This is a genomic window from Streptomyces sp. UNOC14_S4 (genome assembly GCF_020740835.1).
In the GTDB taxonomy this organism is placed as follows: domain Bacteria; phylum Actinomycetota; class Actinomycetes; order Streptomycetales; family Streptomycetaceae; genus Streptomyces.
In genome coordinates this window covers 1-9,964 of sequence record NZ_JAINFC010000282.1, presented here as the reverse complement: position 1 = coordinate 9,964, position 9,964 = coordinate 1, and the positions used below count along the sequence as shown (strand labels likewise).

Here is a 9,964-nt window from a genome sequence, read left to right as displayed (position 1 = left end):
GTCCCCCACCGTGGGCAGCCCCGCGTGAGGCGGCCGCCCTGCCCGCCCCGGCACTGACGACCGATCACAGGGCGTCCGGACGCACCGGCCGCCTGTCCGAATGGATGGAGTTCCCATGAGCAGGACCCCGCGCACCGTCACCCGTGCCCTGCTGGCGGCGGCGGGCGTCGCCACTCTGACGGCGGGTCTCGCCGCGTGCGGCGGCGACAGTCTGGAGAAGTCCGGTGGCGGGGGTAATTCCGCCGCGTCCGGCGAAGGATCACTGGTCATCGGATCGGCCTCCTTCACCGAGTCCAAAGTGCTCGCCGAGATATACGCCGGGCTGCTGAAGGACGCCGGATATTCCACGACGATCAAGACCGTCGACGCCCGTGAGCTCTATGAACCGGAGCTGGAGAAGGGCAAGATCGATGTCGTTCCCGAGTATGCCGCGACCCTCACGGAATTCCTGAACAAGAAGCAGAACGGCAAGGACGCTTCCCCGGTCGCTTCGGCGGACGCCGACGCCACGGTGAAGGCGCTCCGTAAACTCGCCGAACCGCGCGGCCTCAAGGTGCTGGACGCGGGACAGGCCGTCGATCAGAACGCCTTCGCGGTCACCGCCGACTTCGCGGCGAAACACCAGCTCAAGACCCTTTCCGACCTGGGCGGGGCAAAGGAGAAGGTCAGGCTGGCGGCCGGTGACGAATGCTCGCAACGGCCTTTCTGCAAGCCCGGCCTGGAGAAGACCTACGGCATCGACGTCACCGGGATCGACCCGCTGGAGGTCGGCAGCACGCAGGCCAAGCAGGCCGTCAAGTCCGGCAAGGACCAGATGCTGCTGACCACCACCACGGACGCCACTCTCGAACAGTTCGGACTCGTCGTCCTCGAAGACGACAAGAAGCTCCAGAACTCCGACAACGTCCTGCCCGTGGTGAATGCCCGGAAGGCCGGTTCGCAGAAGATCGCCGACGCGCTCGGCAAGCTCAACAAGGTGCTGACCACGGCCGATCTCACCGAACTCAACAAGAAGGTGGACGCGCAGCGGCTCAAGCCCGCCGATGTCGCGGCTCAGTACCTCAAGGACAAAGGGTTGCTGACGGAGGAGAAGAAGTAGGAGAGAAGTAAGATCAAGGGAAGAGTTTGGTGGTGGAGTCACACTCCTGAGGCGACGCACGGTAAGTTTCAGGCCATGCCACGAGGACGCCATCGCCATTCGCCCGCCCTGCACAGGCTGCTCCCTCCCGCGACGGTCGCCGCGTCGTCGGTCGCCGCCGCTTCCGGCGCCTGGGTGGTAGGTGAAACGGTCGTCATCCGGGGCCTCGCCGCGGCTGCTGCTGCCGCCGCGGTGTTCGGTGCCGTGCTGATGCGCCGTTGGGACCGCTCCGCAGGAAAGCGGGTCGCCCAGCTCACCGCCGCCCGTACGCGCGAGGAGTGGAAGGCCGAGGAACGCATCGCCGAACTCGAGACGGAGCTGGAGGAAGCCCGCGCCGTCCGGGCCAAGGTCGAGCTCAAGCTGCGTGGCAAGCGCGCCGAACTGGCCCGGCTCCGCACCGAACACGCCGACCTGCTGCGCCGCTACGCCGCCGCCGAGACCGGCCGGGCCAGCGCGCTGGAGAGCCGTCGCCAGGCCCGCGGCGCGAAGAGTGCCGCGGCAGCCGACCGGACGGCGGAGGAGACGGCCCTGCCCGTCACCGCGTCCGCGTTCCGCGCCGCGGCGGACGCGCTGCGCGACCTGGAGCGGAAGGCCGCCGAGCGCCCCGTGACCACCGCCAAGGTCCCCGAGCCCGCCAAGGCCCCCGAGTCGGTCAAGCTCCCCGAGTCGGCCAAGGCCCCTGAGTCGGTCAAGCTCCCCGAGCCCGCCAAGGCTCCTGAGTCGGTCAAGGTCCCCGCGCCGGGCAAGTGGGTCAGGGTGGCCGAGGTGCCCAGGGCCGCCGGGCCGGTGGAGCTCGACGAGGTGGCCGTCTCCGCCGAACCGGTGAAGGCCGCCGGATCGGTGAATGCCGCTGAGACCGCGAAGTCCGCTGGGACCGTGAACTCGGGTGAGGCTGTGAAGCCCACTGAGGCTGTCGCGTCTGCCCAGGCGCCCGTGCCGGTCAGAGCCGCCGCTGCCGTCGTCCCGCCGCAGGCGCGGCCCGCGCCGCGTACGCAGGGCGGGTTCGACTTCTTCGGCACCCAGCGGCCTTCGGCTGCCGGCCGACCGGTCGAGGAGACGGACCTCGCCGACGTCGTGGGGGAGGAGGCGCTGGCCGAGGCGGACGCCGATGCCGGGGCCGAGGCCGCGGCATCGGCCGGGGAGGACATCATCGATCTGACGGAGCATGACGAGACGGAGCAGATCGACGTGGCGGATCTGCGGAGCGCCATCTCCTGACCCCGGAGCGGGGTGCCCGCCCTCGGGCCCCCGCTACTTGTCGATGTCGCCCACGACGAAGAACAGTGAGCCCAGGATCGCCACCATGTCGGCGACGAGGGTGCCGGGGAGGAGCTCCGTCAGGACCTGGATGTTGTTGAAGGAGGCCGAGCGGAGCTTCAGGCGGTACGGGGTCTTCTCGCCCTTCGACACCAGGTAGTAGCCGTTGAGGCCGAGAGGGTTCTCGGTCCAGGCGTACGTCGCGCCCTCCGGGGCCTTGAGGACCTTCGGCAGGCGCTGGTTGATCGGGCCGGGCGGCAGCTCCGCGAGCCGGTCCAGGCAGGCCTCCGCCAGCTCCAGCGAGTTGTGCGTCTGGTCCAGCAGACACTCGAAGCGCGCCAGGCAGTCGCCGTCCTCACGGGTGACCACCCGCAGGGTGTCCGCCAGCTCGCCGTACGCGAGGTACGGCTCGTCGCGGCGCAGGTCGAAGTCCACGCCGGACGCGCGGGCGATCGGCCCGCTCACCCCGTACGCGTGCACGGCCTCGCGCGAGAGCGTGCCCACGCCCCGCGTGCGCCCCCGGAAGATCTCGTTGCCGAGCACGAGCCGGTCGTAGACGTCCATCCGCGAGCGCACGTCGGCGACGGCCTGCCGGGCCCGGCCGAGCCAGCCCGCGGGCAGGTCCTCCTTCAGGCCGCCGACCCGGTTGAACATGTAGTGCATCCGGCCGCCGGAGACCTCCTCCATCACCGTCTGGAGCTGCTCGCGCTCGTGGAAGGCGTGGAAGACCGGCGTGATCCCGCCGAGCTCCAGGGGGTAGGAGCCGAGGAACATCAGGTGGTTGAGCACCCGGTTCAGCTCGGCCAGCAGCGTGCGCGTCCACACGGCGCGCTCCGGGACCTCCATGCCGAGCATCCGCTCCACGGCGAGCACGACCCCGAGCTCGTTGGAGAAGGCCGACAGCCAGTCGTGGCGGTTGGCGAGCATGACGATCTGCCGGTAGTCGCGCGCCTCGAACAGCTTCTCCGCGCCCCGGTGCATATAGCCGACGACCGGCTCCGCCTCCCGGATCCGCTCCCCGTCGAGGACGAGCCGCAGCCGCAGCACACCGTGGGTGGACGGGTGCTGCGGGCCGATGTTGAGCACCATGTCGGTGCTCTCCGCCGCGCCGCCGATGCCGACTGTCGTCTCAGAGGTAGGGGCCATGGGGAGTAGTTTGTCAGCCTTCCGCCCCGGGCCGCCTTCCGGCGGCGTCGAGCAGCCCGGCGCAGGCACCGCCGACCGGCTGCACGAGCCAGCCGAAGCCGCCGAGGCCGGCCGGGGCCGTCAGCTCCGCCGCCTCGCCCGCCGTGCCCAGGGCCTGTACATAGGCGGCCGGGTCGGACGAGGCGAGGGAGAGCGGCGGGCGGCCGCCGTCCACGCCCAGGGCGCGCAGGGCCTCCCGCTGGGTCAGCAGGGTGCTGCCGGGGCCCGCGCACGCGTCCAGGGCGACGTGCGCGGTGATGTCGCACGAACCGTCCGGCACCGGGCGCACCTCGCGGCCCTCGCGGAACCCCGCCAGCGTCCCGAACGGCGGGCGCGCGTCGCGCCGGTGCGCGTAGTCGACGGCGACGGCCAGCCCGGACCGCAGGCTGCCGACCGCCCGCGCCCAGGCGGCGTCGCGCGGCCGGCCGATCTCGGCGCGGCTGCCGGGCGGCGCGCCGTCGAGGGGCCACCAGCGGGCGAGCCACACGGCGTCCTCACCCGACACGGGACCGCCGAGGAGCTCCTCGCCGTCCTCCTGCACGAGCACCTGGCGCGCGACGCCCTCCGCGTCCGCCTCGGCGACGTCCACCGGCACGTTGTCGAGCCACTCGTTGGCGAAAAGCAGCCCCTCGACACCCTCGGGGAGGACGGTCTGCCAAGTGATGCGCGGGTCGAGTTCCGGGGGGCGCCCGGCACGCTCGACGGCGTACGGACGCAGCCGCGCGCCCAGCTCGGGCGCGGTCCGCGCGAGCACTCCGGTCAGCAGCTCGCCACGGCCCGCGCCGACATCGACGAACGCGAGTTCCGCGGGGTGCCCCAGGGCCTCGTCGACCCGGCGCAGCAATTCCGCTACGGCCCCCGCGAAGAGCGGGGAGGCGTGCACGGAGGTACGGAAGTGCCCGGCAGGGCCTTCGGGGCGGTGGTAGAAGCCCTTCGGCCCGTACAGGGCGAGCTCCGTGGCCGCGTGCCAGGTCCGCATTCCGTTTTCCCCAGGTGATTCCCCAGGCGTTCTCCCAGGTGCGATACGTGCCATGCGCACACGCTATGCGCCCTTGGCGGGCGGGTGGCCTCCACCTTGGGGAGTAGGCGGGGCGTCGTCGGATCGATCGTCCGGTTGACCCCGGCACGTACGCGACATGCCTACGCTGGGTGACGTGCAGCGCCTTTACGACTTCCTCCGCAGGCACCCGACGGGTGTGGATTCCTTCTGGGCACTGCTGCTGTTCTGTATGAGCGGGCTCGCGGTCGCCGAGCAGCCGGGCACCATCGGCCACCGGCTCGGCGGCGCCGTCGTCTCGATCGCGTTGTGCCTGGTGGTCGCCCTGCGACGGCGGGCACCGGAGAAGATGCTGCTGCTCACCATCGCGACCGGTGCCGCGCAGCTCGCGGGCGACATCCAGCCGAACGTGTACGACTTCGCGATGCTCGTGATCGTCTACACGGTCGCTTCCGGCCATGTGAAGTGGGCCTCGCGGCTGGCGCTGGCCGGCGGTCTGCTGGCCTCCGCGGCGGCCGCGCTGCGCTGGGCGCACGACACGGACGTCTTCCGGACCATGATCATGGTGGGCTTCCTGACCGTCCCGTTCATCCTCGCCTGGGTGATGGGCGACTCGATGCGCACCCGCCGCGCGTACTGGGCGCAGCTGGAGGAGCGCGCCGAACAGCTGGAGAAGGACCGCGAGCAGCAGGCGAAGCTCGCGGTCACGGCCGAGCGCGCCCGGATCGCCCGCGAGCTGCACGACGTCGTCGCGCACAACGTCTCGGTCATGGTGGTGCAGGCCGACGGCGCCGCGTACGTCCTGGACGCATCCCCCGAACAGGCGAAACAGGCCCTGGAGACCATCTCCGGCACCGGCCGCCAGGCGCTGGCCGAAATGCGCCGCCTGCTGGGTGTGCTGCGCACCGACGAGACCGCCGAAGGCGGGGAGTACGTGCCGCAGCCCGACGTCGAGCAGCTCGGCGAGCTCGTCGAGCAGGTGCGCCGCGCGGGCCTGCCGGTCGACTTCCGGATCGAGGGCGCCGCGCGCCCGCTGCCGAGCGGCGTCGAGCTCACCGCGTACCGCATCGTGCAGGAAGCGCTCACCAACACCCGCAAGCACGGCGGGCCCAACGTCGGCGCGAGCGTGCGCCTGACCTACTTCGACGACGGGCTGGGGCTGCTGATCGAGGACGACGGCCGGGGCGCGCAGCAGGAGCTGTACCAGTCCGGCGGCGCCGACGGTATGGGCCACGGTCTCATCGGCATGCGCGAGCGCGTCGGCATGGTCGGCGGCACGCTGGACGCGGGGCCCCGGCCCGGCGGAGGCTTCCGGATCAGCGTGCTCCTGCCCGCCAAGCCGGGCGGTCGCTGACCGGCTCCACAGGCCGCTCCGGTCCGTCCGGGTCCTCCGGCCGCTCCGGCCCCGAACAGCTTTGCCTTCGCAGTGCCCAACCCGTCCAGAAAGGGATCTCTATGTCCATCCGGGTCATGCTCGTCGACGACCAGGTGCTCCTCCGTACCGGCTTCCGTATGGTGCTGGCCGCCCAGCCCGACATGGACGTCGTCGCCGAGGCCGGGGACGGGGAGGAGGCCCTGGAGGTCCTCGCCGGTACCGCGGTGGACGTCGTCCTGATGGACGTGCGCATGCCGCGTCTGGACGGCGTCGAGGCGACGCGTCGCATCTGCGCGCAGGAGAACGCGCCGAAGGTGCTCATCCTGACCACCTTCGACCTGGACGAGTACGCGTTCTCCGCGCTCAAGGTCGGCGCGAGCGGCTTCATGCTCAAGGACGTGCCGCCGGCCGAACTGCTCGGGGCGATCCGTGCCGTGCACAGCGGCGACGCGGTGGTCGCGCCCAGCACGACGCGGCGGCTGCTGGACCGTTTCACCCCCATGCTCCCGAGCACGGGCAACGAGCCGACGAGCGCCGAGCTGAGCAGGCTCACCGACCGCGAGCGCGAGGTGATGATGCTCGTGGCGCAGGGCCTGTCCAACGGCGAGATCGCGGGACGGCTCGTGCTGTCGGAGGCCACGGTGAAGACGCATGTGGGGCGCATCCTGACGAAGCTGGGGCTGCGGGACCGGGTGCAGGTGGTCGTCCTCGCGTACGAGAGCGGTCTTGTGCGCGCGGGGGGCTCGCCCTCTGCTTGACCGGGCTGGGTGCGGCTGGGTTTTCGGGTGCGCCTACCGGGGTGCCTCTTGCGCTTGGTGCGCGACTGCGGGTTGCGTCGTGGCCGGTCGCGCAGTTCCCCGCGCCCCTTTCGGGGCGCTGCCCAACCCCTGCTCAGCCGCAGACGACCTCCCGTACGGCCTCGCGGAACGTATCCGTCGCCGGGTGCGTCGGCCGCGCCGGACGGGCGAGCCACACCGTCGCGGCAGGGGCGTCCGTGACCGTGACGTAGCGGACGCCCGGGTGCGCGTGGCTCTCCCGGGTGCCGGCCGCCGCCAGGCCGATCGCCTGACCGGCGGAGACCACGGTCAGCCATTCGTCGACGTTGCGTACTTCGACCGTCCGCAGCGGCCGCAGCTCCGGGGGCCACAGCTCGACCCCGGCCGAGCTCGTCTCCGGGCAGACGACGAGCGTTTCGGTGTGGAGCTCGGCCGCCGTGACCGTGTCGCGGGCGGCGAGCGGATGGTCGTCGGGGAGGGCGGCGACGCGTTCCTCCAGGTAGAGGGCCTCCGCCTCGATGCGTGGGTCGGTGGGCCGGACGCGCAGGATCGCCAGGTCGACCTCGCGCGTGGCGAGCCCGGCGGTGCGGTTGTCCATCCGGCGCAGCTCCAGGGGGACGTGCGGGTGGTCCCGGCGCCAGGAGCGCAGCAGGGGCACGGTCTGCCGGCCGAGGACGGCGCAGTTGTAGCCGAGCCGCAGGGGCCGGGAGACGGTCGCCGTGTCGGCGAGCGCCGCGTCGAGGTGGGCGAGGATCGCCCGGCCGTGCTCCAGCAGCGTGCTCCCGGCCGGGGTCAGGGCCAGACGGCGGGACGAACGGTCGACGAGCCGCACCCCGATCCGCTGTTCGAGCTGGGCGAGCGTGCGGGACAGCGCGGGCTGCGTCAGGCGCAGGCGCGCGGCCGCCGCGGTGACCGTGCCCTCGTCGGCGATGGCGACCAGGGCCTTGAGGTGCCGCAGCTCCACATCATCCATGCGTCCGGAGCATAGTCCCTGCGCAGAAGGCATTTCCGGATGCGGGGGCGGCCTTCTAGCGTCGGGGGTGTCCGCGGGGCGGCCCCCGTTCCGCGGTTCTCGATTCCGTTCGCTTTCTGGAAGGTCGGCAATGAAGATTCTCCTCGTCGGTGCCTCCGGCACCCTGGGTACCGCGGTGCGCACGGCCCTGACCGACCGCGGCCACGACGTGGTCACCGTCGGACGGACGAAGGGCGACGTCGTCCGCGACATCACCGACCCCGAGGCGGTGGCGGGCCTCTACGGGCAGGTGACGGGCCTCGACGCGGTGGTGTGCGCGGCGGGCGACGCCGTTTTCAAGCCGCTGGGTGAACTGGCCGCCGCCGACTTCGCCGCCTCCTTCCGGGGGAAGGCATTGAGCCAGATCGAGCTCGTCCGCCAGGGCGCCCGGCACCTGCCTCCGCACGGCTCCTTCACCCTGATCAGCGGCATCCTGACGCATGAGCCGATCCCGGCGGGCGCCGCCGCTTCCGCCGTGAACGGGGCGGTGGAGGCATTCGTCCGAGCCGCCGCCATCGAGCTGCCGCCGCAGCGGATCAACGCCGTGAGCCCGACGATCGTGGCGGAGTCGGTCGCCGCGTACGGCGCCTTCTTCCCCGGCATGGAACCGGTCCCCGCCGCGCGCGTCGCACAGGCGTACGTCCGCTCGGTGGAGGGACGGCAGACGGGCCAGGTCTACCGCGTGGGATGAGGACCCCGGCTCCCTCGCGGTCGCGGGACCGCTCGGGGCCATCGGGACCATCGGAGCCATCGGGACCGTCGCGGCTATCGGGGCCGTCGCGGCTATCGGGACTCGGAGCCATCGGGATCAGCGCAGCACCGTCTCCAGGAAGTCGCTGCCCAGCCGGGCCACCGTCGTCAGGTCGAGCTGGTGGAGGACGTAGCGCCCGCGCCGCCGCGTGCTCAGCAGGCCCGCCTTCTTCAGGACGGATATGTGCCGGGACACCTCCGGCGGCGTCAGGTCGTACGCGGCGGCCAGCTCGCCCGTGGTGTGCGGGCCGCGCGAGAGCGTCCGGCACAGCCTCATCCGCACCGGGTGGGACAGCGCCTCCATCCGCCGCTGCACCAGGCGCAGGGCCGTGGGCTGGGGGAGCTCGGCGGCGGCCACGGGGTACTGGACGACCGGCCTCCAGCCGGGGCGGTGGACGGCGAACAGATGCGGCCAGCCGAACGCGGTGGGCACGAAGACGACGCCGTGCTCCCGCCCCGCCCTGGTCCGGCCACTGGTCAGCTTGTCGACGACGATGCGGGTCCCGTCCTCGCCCAGCGAGACCGCGGGGGAGACCGCTTCGAGGGCCGCCGCGAGGCCCTTGCGGCGGAGCAGGTCCCCCTTCTGCCGGGCGTCGGCGGCGAGCTGCACCCTGACCCGCTGCCAGTTGTCGTTGAAGAACGCCCGCTCGCAGTCCTCGAGGAGGCGCCGCAGCCAGCCGCGCAGCGGGCCGGGGTCCTCCAGCATCCGCGCCACGAACGTCGCCTGCCGCGGCCCGCGGGCCGCGGAGAGCTCCAGGACCCGCGCCCGCTGCCGCTCGTCGACCAGCGGCGAGGGCCACCCCTTCCCGTACTCGGAGTTGCAGGTGATCTCGAAGGCGGCGGAGGTGAAGTCCTCGTCGTCCATCCGGTCGAGATCGTCCAGCTCCTCGGCGAGCGTGGCCCGGGGGACGGCGGGCAGGAGCAGGTCCGAACGCGTCGAGCGCCACAGGAAGTCCGCCTCCGTCAGCCGGTCCGCGAGGTCCGCGTCGAGGGCGGAGGCTGTGGCGGTGGCCCAGCCGTGCAGCCCCGGGTGGTGCCCGGGCTCGGCCAGGGCGTGCAGCATCGCGCCCAGCTCCGCGAGGGGCGACGGACAGAACCGGATGCGCTCCGGCGGCAGGCCGGCGATGTCGATGTCCACGCTCATGCGCTCATCGTCTCCTCTCTTCTCGCAGGTCGGGCCGTCGATTGACGGTCCTCGTCAATCGACGGGCCGCGACCTCCACACCCGGCGCAGGGTGGAGCCATGAACGGCACCCAGCAGCACCTGCTCGACCTCTACCGCACTGCCCAGCACCACGAGTCCGCGCCGCCCGCCCCCGGTGAGGGCGAGCTCCGGACGATCCGGGAGTTCCGCACCTGGTACGCCTTCCGCGCCATCGTCGACGAGCGCGTCGCCGCCCGCCGCGCTCGCTGGAGCGCGCTGCTCCGCCTCCTGCGGCCGGAAGCGGCCGCCCGGCCCCGCCCCCTCGTACGG

General features: G+C 72.4%; 9 protein-coding genes and 1 pseudogene. 6 read left to right on the top strand and 4 right to left on the bottom strand.

The window, feature by feature from the left end; genetic code table 11:
• Positions 1–115 precede the first annotated feature (115 nt).
• On the top strand, positions 116–1,099 hold the full coding sequence (locus K6I34_RS23215) for an ABC transporter substrate-binding protein (protein ID WP_229328268.1): 984 nt from the start codon (positions 116–118) through the stop codon (positions 1,097–1,099).
• Positions 1,100–1,174: 75 nt separating this feature from the next.
• A complete protein-coding gene (locus tag K6I34_RS23210; protein ID WP_229328267.1) occupies positions 1,175–2,356 on the top strand; it encodes a hypothetical protein in 1,182 nt (393 codons plus the stop codon).
• Between the two features lie 33 nt (positions 2,357–2,389).
• Here K6I34_RS23210 and K6I34_RS23205 read toward each other — a convergent pair whose 3' ends face one another.
• The gene (locus tag K6I34_RS23205; RefSeq protein ID WP_229328266.1) at positions 2,390–3,541 is read right to left on the bottom strand and encodes an NADH-quinone oxidoreductase subunit D; all 1,152 of its coding nucleotides are present in this window, start codon (positions 3,539–3,541) and stop codon (positions 2,390–2,392) included.
• A gap of 13 nt (positions 3,542–3,554) precedes the next feature.
• Positions 3,555–4,559 (bottom strand): SAM-dependent methyltransferase, encoded by a 1,005-nt coding sequence (locus tag K6I34_RS23200; protein WP_229328265.1) that lies wholly within the window; start codon positions 4,557–4,559, stop codon positions 3,555–3,557.
• 175 nt (positions 4,560–4,734) lie between these two features.
• Here K6I34_RS23200 and K6I34_RS23195 point away from each other — a divergent pair, with 175 nt between their 5' ends.
• Both K6I34_RS23195 and K6I34_RS23190 read left to right on the top strand, forming a co-directional pair.
• Complete coding sequence (locus K6I34_RS23195; protein WP_229328264.1) at positions 4,735–5,931, top strand: sensor histidine kinase; 1,197 nt, start codon at positions 4,735–4,737, stop codon at positions 5,929–5,931.
• A gap of 101 nt (positions 5,932–6,032) precedes the next feature.
• Complete coding sequence (locus K6I34_RS23190) at positions 6,033–6,710, top strand: response regulator transcription factor (protein ID WP_229328263.1); 678 nt, start codon at positions 6,033–6,035, stop codon at positions 6,708–6,710.
• A 133-nt stretch (positions 6,711–6,843) separates the two neighbouring features.
• On the opposite strand, the gene K6I34_RS23185 is transcribed toward K6I34_RS23190, so the two are convergent.
• Positions 6,844–7,701: a LysR family transcriptional regulator gene (locus K6I34_RS23185; protein ID WP_229328262.1), complete on the bottom strand. Its 858-nt coding sequence runs from the start codon at positions 7,699–7,701 to the stop codon at positions 6,844–6,846.
• A gap of 130 nt (positions 7,702–7,831) precedes the next feature.
• On the opposite strand from K6I34_RS23185, the gene K6I34_RS23180 reads away from it, so the two are divergent.
• Positions 7,832–8,431 carry a short chain dehydrogenase gene (locus K6I34_RS23180; RefSeq protein ID WP_229328261.1) on the top strand — a complete coding sequence of 200 codons (600 nt, stop codon included), beginning with the start codon at positions 7,832–7,834 and terminating at the stop codon, positions 8,429–8,431.
• Between the two features lie 117 nt (positions 8,432–8,548).
• Here the strand turns inward: K6I34_RS23180 and K6I34_RS23175 are convergent, their stop codons facing one another.
• Entirely contained in the window at positions 8,549–9,634 is a 1,086-nt protein-coding gene (locus tag K6I34_RS23175) for a DUF5937 family protein (RefSeq protein WP_229328260.1), read from the bottom strand.
• Positions 9,635–9,733: 99 nt separating this feature from the next.
• Here K6I34_RS23175 and K6I34_RS23170 point away from each other — a divergent pair.
• Positions 9,734–9,964, top strand: a pseudogene (locus tag K6I34_RS23170) (hypothetical protein); the annotation flags it as partial.

Coding starts and splice junctions, on each gene's coding strand:
- K6I34_RS23215 (WP_229328268.1), top strand. CDS start 116: ATGAGCAGGACCCCGCGCACCGTCACCCGTGCCCTGCTGGCGGCGGCG.
- K6I34_RS23210 (WP_229328267.1), top strand. CDS start 1,175: ATGCCACGAGGACGCCATCGCCATTCGCCCGCCCTGCACAGGCTGCTC.
- K6I34_RS23205 (WP_229328266.1), bottom strand. CDS start 3,541: ATGGCCCCTACCTCTGAGACGACAGTCGGCATCGGCGGCGCGGCGGAG.
- K6I34_RS23200 (WP_229328265.1), bottom strand. CDS start 4,559: ATGCGGACCTGGCACGCGGCCACGGAGCTCGCCCTGTACGGGCCGAAG.
- K6I34_RS23190 (WP_229328263.1), top strand. CDS start 6,033: ATGTCCATCCGGGTCATGCTCGTCGACGACCAGGTGCTCCTCCGTACC.
- K6I34_RS23185 (WP_229328262.1), bottom strand. CDS start 7,701: ATGGATGATGTGGAGCTGCGGCACCTCAAGGCCCTGGTCGCCATCGCC.
- K6I34_RS23180 (WP_229328261.1), top strand. CDS start 7,832: ATGAAGATTCTCCTCGTCGGTGCCTCCGGCACCCTGGGTACCGCGGTG.
- K6I34_RS23175 (WP_229328260.1), bottom strand. CDS start 9,634: ATGAGCGTGGACATCGACATCGCCGGCCTGCCGCCGGAGCGCATCCGG.